The organism is Negadavirga shengliensis (assembly GCF_042652345.1).
Lineage (GTDB): Bacteria > Bacteroidota > Bacteroidia > Cytophagales > Cyclobacteriaceae > Negadavirga > Negadavirga shengliensis.
In genome coordinates this window covers 53,709-79,820 of the sequence record NZ_JBHSJJ010000015.1, presented here as the reverse complement: position 1 = coordinate 79,820, position 26,112 = coordinate 53,709, and the positions used below count along the sequence as shown (strand labels likewise).

21 protein-coding genes are annotated in these 26,112 nt (G+C 46.3%); 7 read left to right on the top strand and 14 right to left on the bottom strand.

The window, feature by feature from the left end:
- Positions 1-22 precede the first annotated feature (22 nt).
- Both ACFPFU_RS20465 and ACFPFU_RS20460 read left to right on the top strand, forming a co-directional pair.
- Entirely contained in the window at positions 23-781 is a 759-nt protein-coding gene (locus ACFPFU_RS20465; RefSeq protein WP_377067608.1) for an SDR family NAD(P)-dependent oxidoreductase, read from the top strand.
- A gap of 25 nt (positions 782-806) precedes the next feature.
- Positions 807-1,667: a fumarylacetoacetate hydrolase family protein gene (locus tag ACFPFU_RS20460; protein WP_377067606.1), complete on the top strand. Its 861-nt coding sequence runs from the start codon at positions 807-809 to the stop codon at positions 1,665-1,667.
- Between the two features lie 226 nt (positions 1,668-1,893).
- On the opposite strand, the gene ACFPFU_RS20455 is transcribed toward ACFPFU_RS20460, so the two are convergent.
- Positions 1,894-4,227: a mechanosensitive ion channel domain-containing protein gene (locus ACFPFU_RS20455; protein ID WP_377067604.1), complete on the bottom strand. Its 2,334-nt coding sequence runs from the start codon at positions 4,225-4,227 to the stop codon at positions 1,894-1,896.
- Between the two features lie 523 nt (positions 4,228-4,750).
- On the opposite strand from ACFPFU_RS20455, the gene ACFPFU_RS20450 reads away from it, so the two are divergent.
- Positions 4,751-6,235 (top strand): Do family serine endopeptidase, encoded by a 1,485-nt coding sequence (locus ACFPFU_RS20450; protein WP_377067602.1) that lies wholly within the window; start codon positions 4,751-4,753, stop codon positions 6,233-6,235.
- 85 nt (positions 6,236-6,320) lie between these two features.
- Here ACFPFU_RS20450 and ACFPFU_RS20445 read toward each other — a convergent pair whose 3' ends face one another.
- Positions 6,321-8,555, bottom strand: a complete 2,235-nt coding sequence (locus ACFPFU_RS20445) for an NADP-dependent isocitrate dehydrogenase (RefSeq protein ID WP_377067600.1) — start codon at positions 8,553-8,555, stop codon at positions 6,321-6,323.
- Between the two features lie 176 nt (positions 8,556-8,731).
- Between ACFPFU_RS20445 and ACFPFU_RS20440 the strand changes: the two genes are divergently transcribed.
- The 3 genes from ACFPFU_RS20440 to ACFPFU_RS20430 all read left to right on the top strand — a co-directional run bounded on the left by ACFPFU_RS20440 (position 8,732) and on the right by ACFPFU_RS20430 (position 13,090).
- A complete protein-coding gene (locus tag ACFPFU_RS20440; protein ID WP_377067598.1) occupies positions 8,732-9,298 on the top strand; it encodes a CAP domain-containing protein in 567 nt (188 codons plus the stop codon).
- Between the two features lie 181 nt (positions 9,299-9,479).
- Positions 9,480-10,382, top strand: coding sequence for a sugar phosphate isomerase/epimerase family protein (locus ACFPFU_RS20435; RefSeq protein WP_377067596.1), 903 nt, complete (start codon positions 9,480-9,482; stop codon positions 10,380-10,382).
- 59 nt (positions 10,383-10,441) lie between these two features.
- A complete protein-coding gene (locus ACFPFU_RS20430; protein WP_377067594.1) occupies positions 10,442-13,090 on the top strand; it encodes a PVC-type heme-binding CxxCH protein in 2,649 nt (882 codons plus the stop codon).
- A 36-nt stretch (positions 13,091-13,126) separates the two neighbouring features.
- Here the strand turns inward: ACFPFU_RS20430 and panB are convergent, their stop codons facing one another.
- The 5 genes from panB to ACFPFU_RS20405 form a co-directional block, all read right to left on the bottom strand.
- The gene (gene panB, locus ACFPFU_RS20425; RefSeq protein ID WP_377067592.1) at positions 13,127-13,948 is read right to left on the bottom strand and encodes a 3-methyl-2-oxobutanoate hydroxymethyltransferase; all 822 of its coding nucleotides are present in this window, start codon (positions 13,946-13,948) and stop codon (positions 13,127-13,129) included.
- A gap of 11 nt (positions 13,949-13,959) precedes the next feature.
- Entirely contained in the window at positions 13,960-14,463 is a 504-nt protein-coding gene (locus ACFPFU_RS20420; protein WP_377067590.1) for a phosphoribosyltransferase family protein, read from the bottom strand.
- A gap of 113 nt (positions 14,464-14,576) precedes the next feature.
- Positions 14,577-15,503, bottom strand: coding sequence for a ribosome small subunit-dependent GTPase A (gene rsgA / locus ACFPFU_RS20415; protein WP_377067588.1), 927 nt, complete (start codon positions 15,501-15,503; stop codon positions 14,577-14,579).
- Positions 15,485-16,747 carry a 3-deoxy-D-manno-octulosonic acid transferase gene (locus ACFPFU_RS20410; RefSeq protein ID WP_377067586.1) on the bottom strand — a complete coding sequence of 421 codons (1,263 nt, stop codon included), beginning with the start codon at positions 16,745-16,747 and terminating at the stop codon, positions 15,485-15,487. The genes rsgA and ACFPFU_RS20410 overlap by 19 nt, the downstream gene beginning before the upstream one ends.
- A 164-nt stretch (positions 16,748-16,911) precedes the next feature.
- A complete protein-coding gene (locus tag ACFPFU_RS20405; RefSeq protein WP_377067584.1) occupies positions 16,912-17,382 on the bottom strand; it encodes a cytidine deaminase in 471 nt (156 codons plus the stop codon).
- 195 nt (positions 17,383-17,577) lie between these two features.
- Between ACFPFU_RS20405 and ACFPFU_RS20400 the strand changes: the two genes are divergently transcribed.
- Entirely contained in the window at positions 17,578-18,927 is a 1,350-nt protein-coding gene (locus ACFPFU_RS20400; protein ID WP_377067582.1) for a saccharopine dehydrogenase family protein, read from the top strand.
- Here ACFPFU_RS20400 and ACFPFU_RS20395 read toward each other — a convergent pair.
- From ACFPFU_RS20395 to ACFPFU_RS20365, 7 genes are all read right to left on the bottom strand, one after another.
- On the bottom strand, positions 18,924-19,886 hold the full coding sequence (locus tag ACFPFU_RS20395) for a bestrophin family protein (protein WP_377067580.1): 963 nt from the start codon (positions 19,884-19,886) through the stop codon (positions 18,924-18,926). The two genes, ACFPFU_RS20400 and ACFPFU_RS20395, sit on opposite strands and share 4 nt — an antisense overlap.
- A gap of 113 nt (positions 19,887-19,999) precedes the next feature.
- Positions 20,000-20,716, bottom strand: coding sequence for a tRNA1(Val) (adenine(37)-N6)-methyltransferase (locus ACFPFU_RS20390; RefSeq protein ID WP_377067578.1), 717 nt, complete (start codon positions 20,714-20,716; stop codon positions 20,000-20,002).
- A 2-nt stretch (positions 20,717-20,718) separates the two neighbouring features.
- Positions 20,719-21,180, bottom strand: a complete 462-nt coding sequence (gene rnhA / locus ACFPFU_RS20385) for a ribonuclease HI (protein ID WP_377067576.1) — start codon at positions 21,178-21,180, stop codon at positions 20,719-20,721.
- A gap of 43 nt (positions 21,181-21,223) precedes the next feature.
- Positions 21,224-22,174: a hypothetical protein gene (locus ACFPFU_RS20380; protein WP_377067574.1), complete on the bottom strand. Its 951-nt coding sequence runs from the start codon at positions 22,172-22,174 to the stop codon at positions 21,224-21,226.
- Between the two features lie 84 nt (positions 22,175-22,258).
- Positions 22,259-23,770: an Omp85 family outer membrane protein gene (gene omp85 / locus ACFPFU_RS20375; RefSeq protein WP_377067572.1), complete on the bottom strand. Its 1,512-nt coding sequence runs from the start codon at positions 23,768-23,770 to the stop codon at positions 22,259-22,261.
- 256 nt (positions 23,771-24,026) lie between these two features.
- Entirely contained in the window at positions 24,027-25,409 is a 1,383-nt protein-coding gene (locus ACFPFU_RS20370) for a HAMP domain-containing sensor histidine kinase (protein WP_377067570.1), read from the bottom strand.
- A complete protein-coding gene (locus tag ACFPFU_RS20365; protein ID WP_377067568.1) occupies positions 25,406-26,098 on the bottom strand; it encodes a response regulator transcription factor in 693 nt (230 codons plus the stop codon). The genes ACFPFU_RS20370 and ACFPFU_RS20365 overlap by 4 nt, the downstream gene beginning before the upstream one ends.
- Positions 26,099-26,112: the final 14 nt, after the last annotated feature.

The following is a 26,112-nucleotide window of genomic DNA, read 5'->3' as shown; positions in this document are numbered from 1 at the left end:
TCTTTTAAAAAGAATACCTATTATGATTGAAAAAAACGTATTGGTCACCGGCGGCGCGAGTGGCATAGGGTTGGCCATATCCAAGAGATTTGCTGCGGCAGGAGCTAAGGTTTTTATTTTGGATTATAACCGCGCCAACGGTAACAAAGAAGCTGAGGAACTCGTCGCGCAAGGACATGCCGCGGAATTTCATTTTACCGATGTCTCAGATCAAGCCCAGGTAATGGAGGTGATCGCGGCCATAAACGGCTCTATAGATGTCTTGGTAAACAATGCGGGTGTATCCCATATCGGTACCCTGGAATCTACTACGGAAGAAGACCTGGACCGGCTATATGCCGTCAATATAAAAGGGGTTTATAATTGTTCCCGTGCGGTGATAGGCCGCATGAAAGCTCAAGGGGGCGGTGTGATTATCAACATGGCCTCTGTGGCAGCTACTATGGGCATTGCTGACCGGTTTGCCTATTCTATGACCAAAGGGGCAGTGTTGAACATGACCATGAGCATAGCCCGGGACTATATTAAAGACAACATACGTTGCAACGCGATTTCACCGGCACGTGTCCACACGCCCTTTGTAGATAATTACCTGGCGAAAAATTACCCTGGACAGGAGAAGGAAATATTCGACCAACTGGCGGCAAGCCAGCCTATAGGCAGAATGGGCAGCCCCGAAGAGGTGGCCAATATGGCATTTTACCTGGCTTCGGACGAGGCCTCTTTCCTCACAGGAGGCGATTATCTTGTTGATGGAGGATTTTCAAAATTAAAAATGTAATTAATCAAACGCTTTAATATAATTTATGAAACTGATAAGATTTGGAAAAGCAGGAGACGAAAAACCAGGAATACAAACCCCTGAAGGGAAAATGCTGGATTGCAGCGCCTTTGGGAGCGACTGGTCAGAAGAATTTTTGGGTGATGAGAAGGGCTTGAAAAGCCTGAGCGACTGGCTGGAGGCGAATGCCTCTTCCTGTCCGGAAGTACCTAAGGGAGAGCGACTTGGGGTGCCGATTCACAAACCATCTAAAATTATGTGTGTGGGGCTGAACTATTCCTTGCACGCCAAGGAAAGTGGTATGGAAGTGCCCAAGCAACCGGTATTGTTTATGAAATCCACCACGTCTTTATCGGGTCCCTATGACCCCATCATCATACCCAAAAACTCGAAAGCTACCGACTGGGAGGTTGAATTGGCCATAGTGATCGGTAAAAAGGCCACATATGTATCAGAAGAGAAGGCCATGGATCATGTTTTTGGCTATGTGCTACACAATGATGTCAGCGAAAGGGACTTTCAGCTGAATCAGGGAGGACAATGGGTTAAAGGCAAAAGCTGCGACACCTTTGCCCCCCTGGGCCCTTATCTGGTAAGCAAAGATGAGATAAAAGATCCACACAACCTTAGGCTCTGGCTGAAGGTAAATGGTAAAACGATGCAGGACAGCAATACCTCGGACCTGGTATTCAATGTACCCCAGCTTGTCAGCTACATCAGCCAGTACATGACATTGTTGCCGGGGGACATCATCAGTACCGGCACTCCTGCCGGTGTGGGGATGGGGTTGACCCCTCCTACCTATCTCAAGGAAGGAGACGTGGTAGAACTGGGCATAGAAGGTCTTGGCATCTCCAAACAGGAGGTGGCGGCTTATAAAGGATAAGACAAAGAGTCACCAGGGATACCAAATAAACAGAGGCTGTCTCTCATAAGTCTTTCCGGTTGCTTAATGACCGAATTTTCTTCTATCACCGGAATAAGATGATAGAATGAAGCCCTCCAAGGGTTTTGAACGCTTGGAGGGCTCTTTTCTCCTATAAACCGATATTGAATAATGTTTGGTGAGTGACCAGAGGTATTTTACTTGTGGACATAACCTCTTCATTGGATCAGTCATTCCCGGATTTGTTGCTGATATCTTTTATTTCCGTTTGATCCATTTTGATATGTAGATCTCTCTGCGGGAAAGGTATTTGGATACCGGCTTCTTTGAAGGCCTGGTAGATGTCTCTCAGGACCTCGTTTTTGACGGTTACCCATTGGCTGAAGTCACTTACCCAAAAGAGCAGCCTGAATTCCACCGCGCTGTCCGCAAAATTATGGAGCAAAACCCTTGGTGGGGGCTGTCGCAGGATGCTGTCCCTTTCCAACGCTTTTTCAAGCACTTCGTGTACTTTTTGGACTTCGGAACCGTATGCCACTCCTATGATCTGTTCTATCCTCCTGCTTTTATCAGATAGGGTCCAGTTGATCAGGTGCTGCGAAAGTAAATCCCCGTTGGGTATGATCACTTCCGAGCCATCATAAGATAGGATGGTACTCGACCTGATGCCCACTTCTTTCACCACTCCCGATCTTCCTCCCACTTCTATGGCATCCCCGATCTGTATGGGCCTTTCGAATGCCAAAATGATTCCCGACACAAGGTTGTTGACGATGGTCTGCAGTCCGAAACCTATCCCCACACTCAATGCCCCCAAAACGATAGCCAATTTGTCCAACGGAATCCCTGAAGCAGTGACCGCCAGGAAAAAGCCGATGGTAAGGACCGCAAGACGTATCAGCAATATAGATGACCCCAGTTTTTTAGTCCGGGCTTCCGCCTTCTTGGCATCTCTGATGGACGCAAAATAGGCGACGTTTTTTGCGAGTACCGAAGAAAACCATATCAGCGCGATGAAAACCAAGATACTGGCGAATGTAAACGGTGTGTTGCCAATTTGCCTGGGAGAAGTGAGAAAATTCGCAAACTGCTCAAACAGTATCTGGTTTAAGGAGAAGTTAAGTGCCAGAAAATACAGCCACATACAAATGGCGAGAAAAGAAAAAATGCGCTTCAACCTGCTGTATATAGCCTGATAGTTCAGGTAATTGGTATATTCCTTTTGGTTGGTTTTACTGTCTTCGGATTGTAAATAGATCGCTTCCATTACTACCAGGACAAAGACATACAGGTTGATTGCCTGCATGATACTGAGTGTAGCTGCCACGCCGAGCATTTTGCCGAGACTGAACCTGCCGGCTATATGAAAAAGCAGCGAGAGTCCCTGCATCCCTACATAAAAATATATCAGGTATTCCAGGTACTTGGGAAAACCTTTAGGGTTTTTGCGGATCATTTTTAAGGTTTTGACGCCTATCCATATCCCCAGAATGGACAGGGACATCAGGTACCATTTTTCCTGAAATGCGAGCTCGGTGACCAAGTTTAGACTGCCATACACAATGAAACTCAAAACCATCAACAGCCACAGCAGGAAAGATTTCCTGTGCACTGCTTTTCTGATCAACCACGTGGTACACAAAGTCATGCCGAAAAGAAATGTCAGAATCAGGGAATAGGGCGGAAAAGAGAAAAAATAGGGAGCCAAAGTCAGTATGGTAAGCGCAGTACATATTGCAGGTGATTGGGTCAGGTATCTTGCCCTTCTTAAGATGAGGCTGGAAAACTCTTTTTTCGTTTCGATCTTCACTACCAGTCCTTTATACCAAAAGTAGATAAGAACGGAAGCAAGGATTAAAGCGAAAAAAAGGAAGGGCCTGTCTCCCATATAACGTTGTAAGATAACTTCGTTGAGAAGCAATGAGTCCCGGACAATCACCCTGAAGTCGCGGGTGGCAGGCGTTTTTTGGGGCCGCCAAATGTGGGGGCTGTCCCGGTTGAGAAGCTGGTTTCTGAATTGCCGCTGTCTTTCCCTGGTTTCTTCTCTAAGATCCACCAGTTGGGTGTTCAGGGAGGAAAGTTGGCTCTGTACCTGCAAGTTGGTTAGCCTTTGTGCAGCAAAGAGACTGTCTATTTTGTGCAACCTTTCAAGAAGGGTGTGTCTTTGTTCCAGATAAGCCGGCAAATAGGCGGTGTCTCCGTATACAGGTTGTACAGATAATCCTGACTTGACTTCGCTGAGATGGTTTCCTGTTTGGAGGATCAGTTCCCCTCTGCGCACCGCTTCGGTTTGCCATCGCGTCACCTGGCTGCTGTATCCTATGATGAGGTTTTCCAATTCGTTGAGAAACTGCAGGTTTATCCTTTCAGCATAGGAAGCAAACCCTTCCTTTATTCTTTCCAGCACAAGTTCGATGATGGGAATTTCCTCCGCCATAAAGCTGGTATCATAGGTCCGTTGCAGATTGATTTGAGCGGATTGTAACAACTGGATGAAGCGTGCATCTCTATTGATCGCCTGTTCGATTTCAAAGGGTTTTGCATCCGTAGAATCGGACAAAATGTCAGTATTTTCTGCGCTTTGGGTTTTTAGATCTCCTGAGACCGTATTTTCCTGAGCCATAATGTACGGCGAACATAAAAAAACGATGCAAACCAGGTGAAATACCCTAAAAAATAATCTTTTCAGATGGATAGATCTGAAAAAAAAGTGGGAAACCAACGCCTTTGAGAAATACATATCCCAATATTTTTTATTCTGAATAAAAAGAAACCTCTATTAAATTTTATTAAATTTAATAGAAAAAACCGTTAAAACGGCAATAGGCTCAAGGGGACAATAATCGCCGGGACTATTGGATTGTTTTTTGCGGGGTTTGTTTCTGGGAGGTCTATCGGCCATGCCGGGCTTTCCTTATGGGGAAAGATATTTGGGTCTGCAGTCCAAAACAATGTTAAATTTCTGTTTAGCCTGTTAAATGCTGTTAAAACATGGGCATATACACAAGATGGCATTGTTTTGGAAGCAACATTCAAATAGCAATAACGTGTAAGATGTTGGATAAAAAAAGAAAGGTATACAAATGAATAAGAAGCAATTTTTCCTGGGCATCGTTCTCGCCTCACTTATTGGGGGGCTGGTTGCCATCCTTGGAGTGAGTTTGCTGCAAAGTAAGCAGAATGCTGCCACCAATTTCACAGAAAAACAAAACACCAGTTTTGTGAACTGGTTGAATGATGATCGCTTTGTGGTTCCGGAAGGGATTAATTTCGTTGCTTCAGCAGAGCAGGTGACACCGGCAGTGGTGCACGTCAGAAGCAGCGTTTCCGTAAGCGGTTCCAGAGGAGTGGATCCATTGGAAGAGTTCTTTGGATTTAGGTCTCCCGGCCCCAGAGGAGAAATGCCTCCAAGAGAGGGGAGAAGCTCGGGCTCAGGGGCGATCATTTCTGAAGACGGCTTTATTGTCACCAACAACCATGTGATAGAAAATGCCACAAAAGTGGACGTTACGTTGGAAGACAACCGGAGGTTTACGGCAAAAGTAATCGGTACGGATCCCACGACGGATCTTGCTCTCCTAAAAATTGATGCCAATAACCTGCCCTATATCCCGTTTGGCGACTCTGATAAGACCAAAGTAGGAGAATGGGTGTTGGCGGTCGGAAATCCCTATACGCTGAACTCTACCGTCACAGCGGGAATCATCAGTGCCAAAACCAGAAATATCGGAATACTTAGGGATGAAAGCGGGCTTCAAGTGGAAGCTTTTCTACAAACCGATGCCGCTGTGAATCCCGGCAATTCAGGGGGCCCCTTGGTAAACCTTAATGGAGAGATTATAGGTATAAACACGGCCATCGCCTCAAGAACCGGCGGGTTTAGTGGATATTCTTTTGCTGTTCCAAGTTCCATTGTGAAAAAAGTAATGGATGACATATTGGAATATGGAGCGGTTCAGAGAGGTTTGCTGGGCGTAAGCATTATTGATGTAAATGCAGATCTTGAGGAACGGATCGGCGAGAAAGTAAATGCCAGTCGGGGCGTCTATGTAGCTGGCGTCAACGAAGGCAGCGGAGGTGAAGAGGCCGGCCTTAAAAAAGGCGATGTGATCATTGGCATTGATGGGTTTACCACGTATACTACTTCCGCTTTGCAGGAAAGAGTAGCAAGAAAACGCCCTGGTGACCAGGTTGAAGTGAAGTACTTAAGAAATGGTAAGGAAATGACTACCACCGCCACGTTGAAAAATATTTCAGGCGACACCCGGGTTGTGATAAAAGAACAGCCAAAGACGATGGACTTTGAAGGTGTGGTTTTTGAAGATCTGAAATCAGGGATAAAAGAAAGGCTTGAGTTGGAAGGCGGCGCAGCTGTATCCGCCATCAACAACGATCGATGGAGAAGTGCCGGCGTGAAAGAAGGTTTTATTATAACAAAAATAGGAAGAACCAAAATACTGAACAGTGAGGATGTCGTGCAGGCGCTTAAAAGGTATAAAGGAGAAGAGGTCAGCATTCTGGGAGTCTATCCCAATGGCCAAAGGTCCTATTATGATTTGGAATTGTGATGTTTAGTTGGTTTTAAAGTTATAAATAAGCCCCGGGAATTTTCCGGGGCTTATTTATTATTACGGGTATAATTTGAAAAAGACCTTAGCCTACCAACGAAGCCAGGATTTCATTTAACGTTTTACTTGGACGCATGGCCCGGCTTGTCTTTTCCTCTTCGGGTTTGAAATAACCGCCAATATCCACGGACCTGCCCTGGGCAGCATTCAGTTCGTCAATAATTACCGCCTCATTGTCCGCTAATTTTTTGGCAGCAGGAGCAAAGATTTCTTTCAACGCCTGGTCTTTATTCTGATTAGCCAAAGTTTCTGCCCAATACATAGCCAGATAAAAATGGCTTCCCCTGTTGTCCAATTCATTTACCTTTCTGGAAGGCGACTTCCCGTTCTCCAAAAATTTGGCGGTAGCCTGATCCAGCGTTTCGCCCAAGATCCTGGCCCTGTCATTGTTGAAAGTATTTCCCAAATGCTCCAAAGAAACCGCCAAAGCCAAAAACTCGCCCAAGGAATCCCAACGTAAATGTCCTTCTTCCACAAATTGCTGGACATGCTTGGGGGCCGATCCTCCGGCTCCCGTTTCAAACAAGCCGCCGCCGTTCATCAAGGGGACGATGGAAAGCATCTTGGCGCTGGTACCCAGCTCCAAAATAGGAAACAGGTCCGTCAGGTAATCCCTCAGCACATTACCGGTAACCGAAATGGTATCTTTTCCTTCTCTCATTCTTTCCAGAGAGAAACGGGTTGCTTCCACGGGGGACATAATATGAATCTCCAAGCCTTCCGTATCATGGTTTTCCAGATATTTTTCCACTTTTTTGATCAGTTCCGCGTCATGGGCCCTGTTTTTATCCAACCAAAATACTGCGGGCACACCCGTGGCTCTTGCTCTGTTTACAGCCAGCTTTACCCAATCCTGGATAGGAGCGTCTTTTACCTGACACATCCTCCAGATATCGCCTTTTTGTACTTCATGCTGCAGCATCACCTTTCCCGAGGCGTCAACCACTTTTACACTGCCCTCAGCGGGGATTTCGAAAGTTTTGTCATGAGAGCCGTATTCTTCGGCTTTTTGGGCCATCAGCCCCACGTTGGACACGCTTCCCATGGTGGAGGGATCGAATGCGCCGTGCTTTTTGCAGAAGTCTATGGTCTCTTGATACACCCCCGCATATGACCTGTCCGGAATGACCGCTTTGGTGTCCTGTAGCTGGTTGTTTTTGTTCCACATTTGTCCGCTTGACCGGATCATGGCCGGCATGGAGGCATCGATGATGACATCGCTTGGCACATGGAGATTGGTGATACCTTTGTCGGAATTCACCATGGCAAGATCCGGGCTGTCCGCGTAGCAAGCTTCTATATCAGCCTCTATTTCCTTTCTTTTGTCCTCTGGAAGCTTTGCCAAAGCGGCCACCAGATCTCCGAACCCATTGTTGGGATCCACACCCAGTTCCTTCAGCGTTTGCGCGTGTTTTTCAAATACCGGCGCAAAAAATACCGTGACCGCATGGCCAAAAATGATGGGGTCGGAAACCTTCATCATCGTGGCTTTCATATGGAGTGAAAAAAGAACGCCCTGTCTTTTGGCTTCCTCTTTTTGTTCCTGAAGAAACTTCCGGAGTGTGGCCACATTCATGACAGCAGCATCGATTACTTCGCCCTTCTGCAAGGATAAGCCTTCTTTCAGCGATTGAACGGAACCGTCTTTGGCATGCAGTTCTATTTTTACCGTGGTAGCTTCAGGAATGGTAAGGGATTTTTCGCTTCCATAGAAGTCTCCATCGCTCATACTTGCCACATGGGACTGGGAGTCAGCACGCCATTTGCCCATGCTGTGCGGATTGTTTTTGGCAAACTGCTTTACTGCCTGGGGAGCCCTTCGGTCGGAATTGCCTTCCCTGAGTACCGGGTTAACGGCACTTCCTTTAATCTTATCATACCGGGCCTTGATGTTTTTCTCCTGTACGTCTTTCGGCTCATCGGGATAATCCGGCAAAGCATAACCTTTAGCCTGGAGTTCCTTGATAGCTGCTTTAAGCTGAGGAATCGAAGCACTGATATTGGGTAGTTTAACGATGTTGGCTTCAGGGGTCTTGGCTATCTCTCCCAATTCGGTCAAATCATCGTTTATTCTTTGTTCTTCTTTCAAAAATTCCGGGAAACTGGCGATGATCCTGCCCGAAAGGGAAATGTCCCTTGTTTCCACAGCCACTCCCGCAGAATCGGTAAAGGCCTTGATAATTGGCAACAGCGAGTAGGTGGCCAGGGCAGGAGCCTCATCAGTCAGTGTATAAAGAATTTTGGGGCTTTTTTCACTCATATGATTATGTATTTTCTGATTATCGTTAAAAACTGTTCCTGTTTTCAAATTGGTGGCTAAAATACGGAAAAAAAAGGTTTTTCAAAGTTCCTTTATCAGAATAGCTGCCTTAGGAGGTTCTAAATAATATGAGTATAATTGCGTTCATATGGCATGATTGGAATGTTTGATTGACCATGATCTATAACCTGTTTTATACTGTTCTCCTGGTGTTGTCTTTTTTGGCGAACCCTTCATTTGAATGGCAAACGCCATCCAATATTGAAATGCTTTCCAATGAAGAAAGAAAATTGCTCCTATTGGTCAATGAGTATAGGGAAAGCCGGGGCTTACCTTCAGTCCCACTATCTGCTTCCCTCACCAAGGTTGCCCAGGTACATGCCAAAGACCTCGCAGAAAACCACAGCCACAACAGGCGTTGCAACATGCACAGCTGGTCCGGAGCAGGCAATTGGACGGCTTGCTGCTACCGGGACAACCATAAAAACCCAGAATGCATGTGGGATAAACCCCGGGAAATAGCAGGATACGATAGCAACGGTTACGAAATCGTCTACTGGCATTCGCACGCCGTCCTGGCGGCCGATGCTTTGGAAGTCTGGAAAAAAAGCCCCGGCCACCATGCGGTGATTGCCAATCTCGGACCCTTTAAGGATGCAGACTGGAGAGCTGTCGGAGTGGGGATTTATGAAGGGTATGCCACGGTATGGTTTGGGGAAATGGAGGATGACACAGGACGGTAAACTTACACCCGGGGCCAAGGATTTGTTTTTTCAAAATAAACTTGATCCCCACTTCCCAAACCTCGTGAGAAGGCAGACGGTACGGTGAGACCGGAGGTGGCTGTGACGAGGTTTATCTTTTTTAAGTTTTCGGGATAGAGAATATTGCTTATTTTAGCTGGGTAGCTGACAGCATTTTACAATGAATCCAAACAACCAAAGAAGAACATTTCTAAAAAAAGCAGGACTGGGTATGGCGGGTGTGGGACTTTTGCCCACAGCGTCTTCCTTTGCCCCTTCTGTTTCAGGCCAATCCCCTGGCAAAAAAACAGAGCTTGCCGTCGCCACCATCACCTGTGACGGTTTTGAGGACAAAAATTTCGAAAGGGCATTCGAGGTTATCCCCCAGTTGCCGTTCAAAAACGTGGAATTTAATTGTTGGTATGCAAGAAACCTGACCCCATCAGGCATCCGAAGCATCAAGAAACGCTGCGAGGAGCATGGCCTGACCCCTATATGTGTTCAGGGAAGTTCTTTTGGTGCCAACGGCAATATCATCAAAGATGTGGCCCACAAGCTGTGGAACATGGAAGTGGCCCGGCAGTTGGGATGCCGGAGAGTAAAATTCACCGGTGCGGGAAGAGGACAGCAGGGGGGTCTTGAGGCGGTCATCAATATCCTGAAAGAATTAGCTCCGGCCGCAGAGGAGATGGATGTGCTGGTGCTGGTGGAAAACCACGCCAACAACAATATCGAAAACATAGAAGATTATGAGCGGATCTTTGAGGCCGTTGATTCAACCCATGTGGGGATGTGCATGGACAACGCCCATTTTGATGGGGCAAACGTGGACCTGATGGAAGTGGTGGAAAAATTCCATTCCAAAATCATGCACATTGACCTTAAAGATACGGAAAGTATGGGGGTTCATAAAGTTGTCAATTTTGGGGAAGGCGTCACCAACAATGATGCTGTGGTGCAGCGCATGCTTGAGTACGGTTATGAAGGGTATCTGCTCGTGGAAATGGCACCTCCCCGGAATGAAGATACATTGGTTCAGGACCTCACCCGTGCTTACCGCCTCTTCGAGAAATATCAAACTTAATCAACATCCATCCCGCTTTTCCCAGCATGACGCTGGATCATGTCATAGAACGCAGCAAAATGAAAGGACGCCCATCTGGTATTACTGAGAGTTGTTTTACATTAATTTCCTTTGTTCTCATCGTGATGTCCTGTCAATCCTCCCTTGAAACCACCTATCAGACGGTTGAAGGGGTGAAAGTGCTGGATTCCCGCCTGGAACTGACGTTGATGAAGGAGGACCCGGCTATTGTCACTCCTATAGGCATCGCTGTGGATGAAAATGACCGGATATTTGTTTTGGAATCCCATACCCATCAGCCCCCCAGGGATTATGAGGGGCCAGAACATGATATCATCAAAATTTATGAAGACACCAACGGGGATGGCGAATGGGACAAGGAAACGGAGTTTGCTACGGGCATAATTGAGGGGCTTAACCTGGCATTTTCTCCGGAGGGACACCTGCATGTGGTGACTTCCCGCGATGTTTGGGCACTGTATGACAAAGACGGAGACGGCGTAAGCGAGGAAAGGGAAAAACTGGTTGGTTTGGTCAAACCGGATTATGTATATGCCCATGCAGCTATTCTCAGTATAACTTTTGATACGGAGGGGTGGATGTATATCGGTAGGGGAAATACCGGCGGTGCTCACTGGATATTCGAGGCCAAAGACGGATCCCGTGTGGAGGGCTATGGAGATGGCGGCAACATCATGCGTGCCAAAACGGACGGTTCCCAGCTCGAAGAATTTGCCACTGGCTTTTGGAACCCCTTTGACCTGAAATTCGACAACTATGGCCGGTTGTTGGTGGCAGATAACGATCCGGACAGCCGTGGTCCGAACCGGCTGGTACACGCTGTTCTGGATGCTGATTTCGGTTACCAGTCTCTTTTTGGCGGAAGCGGCATCCATCCTTATCTGGCGTGGAACGGGGAATTGCCGGGGACCCTGCCTTATGCCGTTGCCTTAGGAGAAGCGCCTTCAGGTTTATTGAATGCCAATTTGGGCGGCCTTCCCGCTGATTATCATGATCAAATGTTATGCACCATTTGGGAGGAAAGCCGCATAGTCAGCATCAATTTAACGGATCAGGGCCTTTCTGTTAAAGGAGATACGGAAATTGTACTCGAAGGCGGGCCTGATTTCAGGCCGGTGGCCTTTGCCACTGACAGCAAAGGGAATGTCTTCATCACCGACTGGGTACTCCGGTACTATCCCAATCACGGAAGGGGACGGATATGGAAGCTCTCTGCCAGGAAAGGCATTGAGCTTTTGGAAAAGAGAAATCTTTATGATCGGCCATTGCCCCATCCGAAAGTGGAGGAGTTGGGAAAGCTCTTAACCGGTGAGGAATGGGATGTGCTCATAGAAAACCTTGTTTCCGATGATCCCTATGCCCGTCACACGGCCATAAGAGGGCTGGGTCGGGAAAAATTTTGGGACAGGCTGGTATCTTCGGTGGGAGATCCTGACCCCGCCGTGCGATTGGGCATACTGCTGTCCTTAAAAAAAACGGACCATCCGGAAAAGGAACTCCTCGCAAGGCAATTTCTGGAGGACGAGGATGCGGAAATACGAAGCATGGCCATGATCTGGGTAGGACAGGAGGGGATGGTCGGGCTTAGGCCTCATTTGGAAAAAGCCCTGGAAAAAGAAGGGTTCTCCCCGGCGCACTTTGAGACTTATTTGGAAACCATCAAGCTGCTGCAGCCGGAATTCCTTGAAGCCTATAGCAACAAAACAAAAACCGTTTCGAAAAACATTCCCAGAAATTTGCCTGAAAACTTCATCGCTTCCCTTTTAGCTGACAAAAACCGGCCATCGAACATGAAGGCGGCGGCACTCAGGTATCTTGAGCACCCTGCTGATCACATAGCTTTTCTATTGGAATTCCTGGAAAAAGAAAGGGGAGAATCAGTCCGGCTGGAAATCATCCGCACACTGTCCGACATTCCGGATAAAGAGGTGGCGGAAAGCCTGTTGGCCATCAGTATGGACGCCGGTCAACCGGCATCCCAGCGTGCGGAGGCATTGCTATCGCTTTCCGGGCAGCCTCTGGACAATTGGCAAAGGGTCATCCCCCTTCTCGAGGCGGAAAACGAGCACGTAAGGATAGAGGCCGCCCGATACCTACAGAGCAGGGCGGGGGATGACGAGGTAAAAGCCGCCATGCAGCGCTTGTTGGCCAAGGTAAACCAAGGAAAAAGTGAGGCCTTCTATCAGCAATTGATATTGGCAGTCGAGCAGCAATTGCCGGGGCGACCGGAAAACCAAGATCTGGAGAAATGGCAGACATTGCTGGATGGTCAAGGGGATCAGGAGCGGGGAAGACGGGTATTTTTTTCCCAGACCGCCCTCTGTGCTACCTGTCATGCGGTGAATGGGAGAGGAGGGGATTTGGGGCCGGACCTGACCAATGTGGGCAAATCCAAGGACCGAAGAGGTCTGATTTCTTCGTTGCTGCTTCCCTCCCAGGAAATCAGCCCCGAATGGCAGGGATGGTATATCAAGTTAAGCGACGGGACCTATTATGAGGGGAGGCAAATAGACGTGGGAAATGACGATATCAAACTTTACACACAGGCCAAAGGTTTTATTTCTGTGGATAAAAAGGACATCGCTGATTACGGCATGTCTGCTTTTTCCTTGATGCCCGACGGCCTGGAACAACGGTTGACGGACCAAGACCTTAAAGACCTGCTGGCATTTTTAGAGGGAAAATAGAACTGAACTTCCCACTTTTTTGTAGGTACCCCATTGTCAATAGCTTTCCTTTTCGTTGGGAAAGTCTCCGGATTTTACATCCTTGATATAGTTTCCGACAGCGTTGAGCATAGTGCCTCTCAGATCAGCATACTGCCGCAGAAAACGGGGCTGAAACTCCTGGGTGATGCCCAGCATATCATGCAACACCAGAACTTGTCCGTCTACATCAGCGCCCGCACCAATGCCGATCACGGGGATACGGATGGTTTCCGCCACTTTTTTGGCCAGTTTTGCGGGAATTTTTTCCAGCACCAGGGCAAAACATCCGCATTCCTCCAGGATTTTGGCGTCCTCAACAAGTTTATTGGCTTCATCTTCCTCTCTGGCCCTCACGGTATAGGTGCCGAATTTATATATCGATTGGGGAGTAAGTCCCAAATGGCCCATGACAGGTACCCCGGCACTGAGTATTCTGACCACCGATTCTTTGATTTCGGCTCCCCCTTCCACTTTTATAGCGTGGCCCCCCGATTCTTTCATGATCCTTATAGCGGATCTCAGGGCTTCCGAACTGTTGCCCTGATAGGAACCAAAGGGGATATCCACCACCACCAAGGCCCTCTTGACCGCGCGGACCACCGAGGTGGCATGATAGATCATCTGATCCAAAGTGATGGGAAGGGTGGTTTCATGGCCAGCCATTACATTAGAGGCGGAATCCCCGACCAGGATCATATCTATCCCTGCGGCATCCACAATACCGGCCATGGAATAGTCATAGGCGGTGAGCATGGATATTTTTTCCCCGCGGTGTTTCATCTCCTGGAGTATATGCGTGGTGATCCGTTTGATATGGGAAGATTGGTGGACTGACATAGTGGATGGTTTTAGTGCAGATGTACGGTAGCGGCCCCGGGATCCAATTTTACGGTAATGTGTTCACTGAGTGTGGTGGCCAGCTCATAACCGGTGTAATCAGGAGCCACCGGAAACAGCTTATGGCTTCTATTGACCAACACGGCAACCTCCATTTTTTTGACACCGGCTTCTAAAAATGGGCCTATGCCATAGGCAAGGGTTTTGCCGGTATTCAACACGTCGTCAACAATGATGATGGACCTTCCCTGCAAATGCAGGTCTTCAGAAAGACTGACCTCACCCACTTTGGGGTTGTCCTTGTCCAAAAGTATTTTAATCAGTTTTATCCTGAACGGGGCTATTTCCTTCAGTTTTGCGATGAGCAATTCTGCCAAAACATATCCCATTCCTGTTAACCCGGCAAATATGAGTTCTTCCTCTTTTACATTGCGCTCATATATTTCATAAGCTATCCTGGTGATTTTCTGTTGGATCTGCTTATGGTTCAGTACCAATGTCATTTGCTCGCTCATTATAATCTGCGTCTAAGATGGAATTAAAAATGGAAATTAAATCAAAAGCGCATGGTTTCAAAGTGATGGATTAAATTGTTGTCTTAGAGGGTGCCAGCCTCTTTTCATTTAAATTACCGATAGCTGTCCTCTTCATACATGATTTTAAGATAGCTATCATACCGGTAGGGGTGGATATATCCCTCTTCCAATAATTCCAGCAATTTGCATCCCGGCTCATTGACGTGTTTACAGTTGTTGTATTTGCATTGCCCGAGGTACTGTCTCATTTCTACAAAATAATGGGACAGCTCATGTTCTTCTATATCCAGAATGCCGAATTCCTTGATTCCGGGGGTGTCTATCAGATAACCTTTATCTCCATAGGGGAACATTTCGGCAAAGGTAGTGGTATGCACGCCTTTTGAGGTGAATTTGGATACAGGTTTGGTGGCCTGCTTGGCTTCAGGCACCAAACGGTTGAGCAGAGTGGACTTACCCACTCCCGAATGCCCTGCCAAGAGGGTGGTCTTGTCACTCAATGCAGGCTGGAGGATATCGGAAACATTTTCGTCCTCCAGGGCCGATAGGCAGAAGACCGGATAACCCAGTGGTTCATAAATTTCTTTGATGAGTTCCAGGTATTCCAGGTCTTTTTCTTTTTTGAGGGCATCGGATTTATTGACAATGATGCTTGCGGGTATCCGGAAGCTCTCTGTACTGACCAGAAACCGGTCAATAAATCCCAATGAAGTCCTGGGATCCCGTACCGTAATGATCAGGAAGGCCTGGTCCACATTGGATGCCAGGATATGAGAGAAATGCTGTTTTCTGGTGGATTTTCTAATGACATAGTTTTGGCGCGGCAGAATTTGGGTGATGACGGCGGTAAGCTGGTCTTTTTCCATCTCCAATTCGACCCAATCACCTACTGCAATGGGGTTGGTAAGTTTCAGGTCCTCCAGCTTGAATTTACCCCTCAGCCGGGCCTGGATTAAGCCTCTGTCCGTCTGTACCATGTACCAGGAACCGGTGGTTTTGATTACCCTACCTTTCTCCATTCCAATTGTTTTTTTATTTCAGAAACGATCTTCTCCGCGCTGCCCTGGTTATCTTCCAGCAGCTTTTTAGCTGCCCTGCATGCTTTTTGATAAGCCTCCTTTTCATGTAATTTACCCATCGTTCTCCCCAGGGAGGCCAGGGAATCTACAGGGAAACCGCAACCATAGGATTCGCTGATGGCCGCTTCGGGAAATTTAGAAACTTTTTTTAATTTACCGAAGATCACAGGGATACCAAATGCAAGGGGTTCCAAGATATTATGAAGCCCCTTTCCGAAGGCTCCCCCCACATATGCCCATTGGGCAAATTGATAGAGAGAAGACAACATCCCGATATTGTCTATAAAAAGCACTTCCCATGCCTGATTCGGCAGCTCGTCTTGCATCTCGGAATATTTCAGGGAGGTCTTTTTAATGGCAGCCCGCCACCTGTCCATGGCAGGGCTGTGGATATCGTGCGGAGCAATAATGAACTGGATATTTTCAGCAGCATTGATAAATGGAATCAAAATATCCATATCCTCTTGCCATACACTTCCCAGTACCATTACCGGCTGCTTTATTTGAACTTCTATTTCGGGAAAATACCTCGGTTGCCGGCTGATGGCTGCCACATTGTCAAACCGCGGGTCTCCGGCTACGGAGCATTGTTCGCAGTCTATTTTCTTGAGTAGTTCCACCGAATATTCGTTCTGGGTGAAAATATGGTCAAAGGACCTCAGTACATTTCTAAAAAACCCGCCATAAAATTTGAAATATACCTGCTCATTTCTAAAAGATGCCGCCACTAAATACAGGGGGATGTTTTCCTTTCCCACCTCCCTGATGTGGTTGGCCCAAAGGTCATATTTTACAAAAATGGCGACGTTGGGAGACAAGGTGGCGACGAATTTTTTGGCCTTTTGGGGCGTATCAAAAGGCAGGTAAGTGATGAAATCCACAAACTCCTGTTTTTTTTTGATGACATTATCATATCCGGAAGGACTGAAGAAAGAGACCGCAACGGCCCAGAACGGGTAATGCGACTTGAACGTCCGAATGACTGGTTTTGCCTGCTCATATTCTCCCAGGGACGCTACATGAATCCACAAAAGCGGACTTGGATGTGATTTCCGAAATGCTTCGACCACCGGAAAAACAGTTTCCCTTCCCTGCAGCATCCTTTTGAGCTTTGGTGTGCTTGAGCTTCCTAGTCTGATCGCCGTCGTCATTCCTCCTATAAAAAGATTGTAAATCCATCTCATAATGGTCAAAATTAAAACAAAAAATATCCTTTTCTCTATTTTGCTGTTTATTTCACCTTAAAATATATCTGAGGCGTTTGCTTTTCCATAATATGTTTTGAACAGGCCAAATTGCTTGCGGAAAAGGGATGGATTATTTTTTACATGGCATCAAGGTGGGCCTGTCATTTGTTGAGGCTCTCAAATTTATAGGGAAGCAACTGATCTATCCCCTTTGCTATATATACCTTATCCTCCGGTCCATACATGATGATTTCCAGGGGGTGTGCAAATTTCCTCTCATATTCACTGATGCTTTGCCGGCAAAGGCCACACGGGGTAACCGTGGCATAGCCGGTATTATCCGCCTTTTTCGCCGCTATGGCCAGCATGAGTGGTTTCACTGTAGGGTAATTGGCGTGGGTATACCCCAATAAAATCCGTTCTGCGCAGATCCCGACAGGAAAGCATATATTCTCCTGGTTATTGGCACTGAATGTCAATCCGTTTTCAAGCAGGACAGAAGCCCCCACTTTAAAGTTGGAATAGGGCGCATAGGCATTTTCCGAAGCGATTTTAGCAAGCCGGATTAATTCCTGGTATTCACTGTTCAGACTTAAAAACGTGTGTTCATATAAAGTAATGTTCTTTTCCATTATCGTTTTCTTCGTATTAGGGATAGAAATAGGCATCCAGGATTAAACAATGACCTAGTGCACCATATGGTAAACCGGCCAATGGGTTACCTGCCAGTGCATTTTCGGTGCCAAGCCACTGAAATATCCCTATTTTTTTTTTATGAAGAAAAAAATGGGGATATTATAATTTAAGAACTTCTGGATTCGATGGTTATGGCAAATATCCTCATATTGGGAGCAGGTAAATCTTCCGTTTTTTTAATAGACTATTTGGTGAAAGCCACTGGAAAAAGGGGCGACACCCTGTTTTTGGCTGATGTATCGCTGGATGCAGCTAAGGAGAAGTTGGGTGATCATTCCCATACCCAGGCTGTGGAATTGGATATACATGATGACCGTTCTAGGGAGGAAATGATCAAGCAGGCCGACACGGTGGTTTCCATGCTTCCTCCGGGTCTTCACCCCCTGATCGCCAGGGATTGTGTAAAATACCGGAAGCATTTTTTTTCAGCCTCCTACCAGTCCGGGGAGCTCAAAAATATGGCAAGCGAAGTTCGGGCACGCAACCTGTTTTTTCTCAATGAGTGCGGCTTGGACCCGGGGCTGGATCATATGTCCGCCATGAATATCATTGACAGGGAAAAGGAAAACAATAATGAAATCCTCCTGTTAAAATCATTCTGTGGAGGGCTTTTGGCACCAGGCAGTGAAAAAGACAACCCCTGGCAGTATAAATTTACCTGGAATCCAAAAAATGTGATTCTCGCCGGTCAGGGGGTTTCCAGTTTCATACGAAACGGATATTATAAATTCATCCCTTACCACATGCTTTTTAGAAGGACCGAGAAACTGGACTTTCCCGGACTGGGGACTTTTGAGGCCTATCCTAACAGGGATTCACTGTCTTATAGGAAAATTTACGGTTTGGAAAACATCCCCACCATCTTAAGGGGCACGGTTCGTAGGATTGGTTTCTGCAGGAGTTGGGATGTTTTTGTGCAGCTTGGCATGACGGATGATTCCTATCGGCTGGAGCTGCCGGATGGCTTCACCAAAAGGATGTTCACGAATGCTTTTCTGCCCTATGACCCAAGTCTGCGGGTGGAGGAGAAAATCAGATTGCTGCTTCCCTTTGTAGATGATGATATCTTGGAGAAGATTGCCTGGACGGGATTGTTCAGCGACGAAAGACTTCAAATAAGCCAGGGTAGTCCTGCCGGGATCCTGCAGCGTATACTGGAGGATAAATGGCGGTTGGACCCGGAGGACAAGGATTTGGTGCTCATGCAGCATTTGATAGAAGTGAGAGGAGAAAAAACAATCAAACTAATAAACAGCTCATTGGTGGTGAAAGGTGAAAAACAACCCTATACAGCCATGGCAAAAACCGTGGGATTACCCTTGGGAATGGCGGTGGAGATGTTTTTGGAAGGGAAGTTTGAGCGGAGGGGGTTGTTGCTTCCCACGATAAAGGAAATATATCTCCCCATTCTTCAGAAACTGGAAAGGGAAGGGATCAGGTTTGAGGAAACCGTTTTGGAAAGGGAACGCACGGATGTTTAGAATACAATCCCGTTCTCTATCTTGTATTTTTCCGGGAAGCTGGATTTGTCTTCATTCAACTGTTCCCTCAGGTTGGTTTCAATGGTGGTGCTCAGCGAGGTCATGGGTGTATCCTCAAGTCTGTTTTCAAAAGGATCCTCGGTCCTTTCTCCAATGAGATCTAATGAAAGGAACACAAAGGACACGATCACGGAGATAGGGATGGTCTTCCAACCTAACTCGCTGATAAATACCATGGGCAATAGTGTACAGTGAATGATTACGAAAGCCCTTGAGAAGAAAGTGTATTGTCGTGGAAGCGGTGTGTTTTTTATCCGTTCACTCATGCCTTGGATGTCATTAAAATCCACCAGTGTTTCTTCCATTTTTACAAAACGGTAATCGGAGAGCCATCCTCTTTGATAGGCCATCTTCAGGTCTTCCCCCTGCTTTTGAAGCAAAAAGTTGGGCGGGTTATCTTTATTCTTGAAGGTGTCATACTCAGACCGGTCCAAAAAAGGTTGGGCATCCCTATAGGTGTTTTCGTCCTGGAAAAGTTCTTTTTGATCGGGGTTATAGGGAAGCCGTCTTCTTAAAAATACCCTTAGGGCATTCACAAAGGCGATGTGGCGATATACCATGATGGTATGAAGACGCTGTACCTCTGTTTCTTCTTCCGGTGACTGGGGAATAATCATCGTGATTACTTGGCGGGTCCAGGCACGGCTGTAGTTTACCATCAGGCCCCATATTTTTCTTGCTTCCCACCACCTATCATAGGCATGGTCATTCTTAAAACCCAGGAAAATGGCCACGGCAGTACCTAGCGCCGCAATGGTATAGGAGGGGATATCAAAGAAAACCACTTGGTAATATTCATGCAAAATAAAAACAGTAGTGGATAACAGGATATAGTACAGGAGTTGCTTCCAGGTATAAAACAGGATGAGCTTGAATTTTAAGTTTCTTCTTACTATCATATATAAAAAGATTAAGCAGATTGCGTGCTGGTTGTTCCTTAATTTTAAGGAGTATTAGCAAGAAATTATAGGGGTTAACCAACTTTTTTCAAGATACCAAAAATCATTCCCTTTCAAAAATGAAGCATATAATCCTTCAGGAGCCGGCGATATTCAGCGGTGTATTTTCCATCAGGTTCTTTGATGTAGAAAATTTTGAATAAAGGGGTTTCAACGCGGTTTTTGCCGAACGAACAAATCTCTCTGAACGGTTTGGCGTTGGGGTTGTCATATATAGTGGTGGCCGTTTGCAGGTACAGCCTGTTGTGCTCCGCCAGCAATTTTACATCCTGCATTTGCCTTGGAGGAAGGATCAGGAAGAACAGACCTTTGCTGGATAAAAGCTTGGCCACCCCTTTCAGTAAATCTTCAAAAGTGAGTTCATCGCTGTGCAAGGCCACGTTTCTTTTGGCATCAGTGGATTTGATATGGTTTGGAAAAAAAGGCGGATTGCTTACGATGAGTTCATACTGGTGGTTTTTGAGCATGGCAAATGACTGGAAAGCATCCTTAAATACCAAAAGCCTGCCTTTCCAAGGGCTTAATTTCATGTTTTCAGCTGCCTGTTCAGCGGCGTCTTGATCAATCTCCACGGCATGAATCCGGGCCTCTGCATATTTTTGTGCCAGCATCAGCGCAAGCACTCCTGTGCCTGTTCCAATGTCAAGAATATGGGAGGGCAGGGGGTGTTCAGCCACCGCCCCCAGCATCATGGCATCCGTGCTGAGCTTCATGGCGCACCGTTCCTGATGGATAAGGAACTGTTTGAACTGGAAGTAGGAGTTGGCCATGACTACAAGATACCTTTTTCTGCTTCGTAAACGTCGTCTATTTTTAAGTCAAGGGCGTTTGCTGCTTCTACCGCCAACCGGTCACAGCGCTCATTTTCAATGTTGCCGTCATGCCCCTTTACCCATATGAATTTCGGTTTGTATTTGAGGTGGAGGGGAATGTACCTTTTCCACAGATCCACGTTCTTTTTGTCTTTGAATCCCTTTTTTTGCCAACTCCACAGCCAGCCTTTTTGAATGGCGTCCACTATGTATTTGCTGTCAGAATGGATGGTAACGGGAATGCCCTCTACTTTTAAGGCTTCAAGCGCCTTGATAACTGCCAGGAGCTCCATGCGGTTGTTGGTGGTGAGCCGGAAGCCTTCGGAAAGTTCCTTTCTCCTGTTTTTATATAAAAGTACCACTCCGTAACCCCCTTTTCCCGGGTTGCCTTTGGCCGCACCGTCCGTGTAAATCCTAATCATGGTCCAAAATAAGCGAAAAATTCCGGAAAGACCGAAAGGGGGTTTATCCCGGAATACCTTGGTGCAGGTTTATTAATTCTTCCAGCTGAATGACAAAGTGGAGGATATCCTGATTCATCAGGCCGATTTGGGCTTCCAGTTGATCCAGCATATCCGCCCTGTTTTTTAACATATCCGTGGTATAATAACCTTCTTTCAAAAAATATACTTCCTTTTCCCCGATACTATCAGAATAGGCTTCCCATCTTTGAAGCAACAATTCTCTTAATGTAGTCCCGTTTCTGGAAGTGTTTTGGTGATTGAGGTAATACCAGATGGCAGGAGGTAAGTAGTCGGAGTAGGATTTGCTCTCCTTGACATCTGCCAGGATATTTCTGGGATGTTGGATAAAAACCATGTTTTCCAATTTGAGGATTTTTAATCCAAGAAAAACTTCTGCTAGCCCTCCTGAAATCCCTATGGCTTCAATGATGAATCCACTGCCCCCCGCCATAAGGATCGTTCCTGTACTTAAGCCTACCAGAGCTCCGGTTACAATGGCGCCTACGGTGAGATTCCTTTCTGATTTTCTTAATCGCCGTTCCAAAAACACGGATAGCTGCTCTGCTTTTTCTTCTTCGCAATCGATCGCGGAAGTGATAGAGGATATTTCCAGATTGGTCTTGGTAACTTTTGCCTGTATCTTTTGCAAGGTTTGGATAAAGACGGTGCTGTTATCATTTTCTTTTTGATTGTACCCCAACAAAAGATCCAAATCGTCCATTATGCCCATGGCATTGGCAATCGTAAGCGATCTTTGATCAAAATAGGTAATTAAGTTCTGTGAGAGTTTCAATTCTGTTAGCGGAATGGGCATGTCGTATGGACTGTAGTTCAATACAGCTAGACATTCTTCCTGATAGGGAATTTTGATCTCCAATACCCTTTGGGTTTTACACCCATTTAGAAGAAAGATGGCCAACAAGCCCACCAGAAAATAGTATTTTTCATTCATTTGATCAACCAAGTTTCTGTAAAAGTGAAAAAACCTTCCAGGTTTCCAAAACCTGGAAGGTTTGAAGGTTTAGCCATCACTTCTCTAAAATATATGTCCAAAACCGAAGAAGAACTGCCCGCCTTCCCGGCTGTTGGCGTAATCCAGCCTCAGGATGGTGGATTGGTTCCAGGCGATCCGGCCTCCTATACCGGGGGCTCCTCGCCACTTTGTTAAGTTGATGTCTCCAAGGCCGTTCCATACGGATCCAAAATCGTAAAAGGGTGTAAGACCCAAAGCAAAGTGCTGGTTAAGCTTGGTAAAATCATAGAGCCTTGCCCTCATTTCCAGGTTTACCAGACCCACAGTGGGTGCCAAAAAGCGGGCCTCTCTATATCCTCTGAGGGATCTTCCGCCTCCAAGTACCAAAATACCTCCTGCTTCTGCCTGGCTGGACAGGTCCCACATTTCGATGAAATTAATGTTTGGCCCGAAAATATGTCCCAAAGCAGCAAGTCCTGCGAAGGTCAGCCTGTTCCGGCCATCTTTCCATCGGTGAAAAGTATGGATGACTTGCCCCTGGACCATGAATTTATTGAAATCAAAATCAGAACCCAGCCACGGTGCGGAATATTCATGGCTGTACTGCAGAAATACTCCCTTGGAAGGGTCGGGTTCCAGATCCCTTGTATCATAAATAAGGGCTGCGGCCAGCATACTGGTAAACTGGTAGCTGTCTGAAAAACCCGAAAGGTTAAACCGGTCCCAGGTACCATCGTTGATTTGTTTGTTAACCAACGTTGGGTTGTTTATAGCTTCCACCTCTTCCCCTGTAGTAAAGCTGAAAGCTTCATCCGCTATTTTGCCCGTGTAATCTTCGAAGGCTGTAAATAATGCCTCATACCCGAACATGATCCTGAGTTTTCCGCCTAGCTCGACCCTTTCAAAGAGAAGGTTATACAGCCGTTCCCGTTGGATAAATTGATTGTAGTGGGTGTCCGTGCGATAACCTGCACCTGAGGTAGGTATAGCCTGGCTGAGGTTTTTCTCATAATCCGCCAGCCTGGAAAAAGGACGGTCCGGGCCGTATTCACCTTTGGATTTGTCGGAAAAACGCAACGGGTCCAATGAGGATCTCCCAATCCCCCAGTATTGTGCATTGGGATCTTCCCAGAATACAGCGTCGGCCCGCACTCTCCACTTGGTATTGAAAATGTAGGGAATATCCAGGTTGATAGCTGCCCTGACTCTCCCGTTTTCAAACACAAAGAATTCTGTATTTACGCTATACCGGTATGGGGTATAATAAAACAGGGGATCATTTTTATCGTTGTTCTGAAAAAGGAAGACATTACCGCCCACACCGAACCCCCTTATGGGATCAAATTCAAAACGGGGAAGGCCGGTTACGAAAAGACCTTCTTTCTTATTTAGAATATCTTCGTTGGAAAGACGCTTCTCCGGGGAAACCTCAAAAGGCAAACTGATGGTGTCTGCAATAATCAGCCTATCCGCATTGAGGTGAGTGGCTTCCCTAAGTGTGGGGACAATTACCTGGGAGCTGGCATGGATAAGAAAGGCATATAAAAAAAAGTGGGTCAACAGTATTTTTCTCATATGAACCAAGCGTTGTATGATTAATTTTGAATCGGGGAGCCTTGAATATTCCTCTTTCATTTTCAAGCCAAAGGTCCTGTAAAGGGGATTACGGAAGCTTGAAAGGCTATCAACGGTGCAAAAGTACTGTAGGAAGCTTTATTCCCCTTTTAGAATTCCTTTAAAAAAAGATTAGAATTTTATTAGAAAGATTTACACCAATTGGATGGGTCATATTTGTAGCCGGGGTGTTTGTCGGTTGACCCCCCGACCGGATTTATCCGTTGGACTGAAGGATATTGGGTAGCTCCAGTGAAAAAACGGTTCCTTGATTAAGGATCGATGAAACAGAGATTCTTCCCTGGTGCATTTGCACGATTTTCTGCACCAAAGCCAATCCTATGCCCTCTCCGGAAGCAAAATCTTTATTTAATCCTCTGTAAAAAGGAGTGAAAATTTGTTCCAGTTCTTCCTCGGAAATACCGATTCCCTTATCGCGAAATGCCAAAAGTACATTGCTGCCTTTATGGGAAATGGTGATATGGCATTTGTGGTCTGGGGAAAATTTACAGGCGTTCTCCATCAGATTGGAAAAGGCGATGGTAAGAAGGTAAGCATTTCCCCAAACGGTGACCGCTTCTTCATTTTCCATATCTGCTTCGAAATTCACGTCAATTTTAAAATCCGGATTGGATGTTTGTACTTGCTGGCTGGCATCCAGGAGGACTTCGTCTATCCTAACGTTCCTGAAGTTGACTTCGGAACGGTCGTAGCCCGCCTTTGCGAAATCAAGCAGACTACCGGACAATTTGGCCATTTTTCTGGCATCCGCAAGGGTATTGGCGAGGGACCGGAGGGTCTCTCGCCGGGTTCTCTCGCTTTCCAGATTCCATTCCAGATCCGAAATGATGGCGGATAATGGGGTTCTTAGTTCATGGGCTACGTGATAAACAAATTGCTTTTGGGATTCAAAGGACTTTTCCAGCCTTTCCAGCATTTGGTTAAATGTCAAGGCAAGTTGGCCTATTTCATCGTGTCCGTTGCCTGCTTTTATCCTAAGATCCAGCTTTGAGGCAGATATTTTCCGGGCTTCTTGTGTCATTTCAGCAACAGGAAGCAGGGCTTTCCGGGCGAAGTATTTGCCAATAAAAAACAACGCCAGCAGGGCAGTAATCAGCCCAAGTAGAAGGGTGTTTTTCAAACTGGCCAGCTTACTGTAACCATACTCGTCATATGCGGCAGCGGTAATAAGATATTGCTCCCTTTCAAATGTAAACAGAATCCCCACGACTTGCCATTTGTCTTGGACAAACCGAATGTGCCCATTCTCACTGATAGCATCCAACATGGCGGGAGTTTCCTTTACAAAGTCGATATCTACAGCATCATGGTAGATCAGGTTCCGGTCCCAATCATATATGGCCACTTCCACCTCATACAGAATTTCTCTGTTTTTAAGATAAATGGTTTGCAAGGTTTCGGCATCCAGTTGCGTATCCAGCAACAGGTTGATTTTGGTGTGAGCCTCTTTTTCCAGGGTAATGTAGAATTCGGCCAGACGGTTTTTTGACGCGCTGTAATACACCATAATGGAAAAAAACACCAGTATTCCTCCTGTCAGAATGGTGAAAAGTAATGTAAGCCTTTTTTGTATGCTCATGATGATGTGAGGATGAAACCCATACCCGGTCTTGTGTGAATCAGTTTCTCGTCGAAAGGTTTGTCCATTTTTTTTCTGAGGTAGTTGATGTACACATCGATAAAATTTGTGCCTGTATCAAAAGTCACTCCCCATACTTCACTGGCGATCTCATCCCTGGTCAAAACCCTCTCAGGATGCTGCAGCAAATACTCCATTAATCTGAATTCTTTTGGAGTAAGATGGATTTCCCGGTTGTTTCGGTATACCTTTTTTTCGTTAAGGTCCATTCTGATGTCTTTGTAAGAAAGATTGGTTGGCAGAGCGGATTTTTCAGGCCCGGATGTTCTTTTTAACAAAGACCTGATTCGCGCTTGCAGTTCCCTAAAATCAAATGGCTTTACCAGATAGTCGTCGGCTCCGGCATCGAAGCCCTCCACCTTGTCATCGGTAGTGCCTAAAGCCGTCAACATGATAATGGGGACATTCGGGTCAAGTTTCCTTATTTCCCTGGAGAGTGCTATCCCGTTTATATGGGGAAGGATCAGGTCGGTGATGACCAGGTTGTATTTTTCATTGGCAAATAGCTTTTTGGCCATTTGCCCATCATAGGCAACTGTGACCCGGTAAGTTATCTCTTCCAGTTGCCTTTTTAGCAGTGAGGCCAGCCTGTCATCATCTTCTACCAAAAGTATATTTATTGCTTCCATGGCGGGTTTCAGGA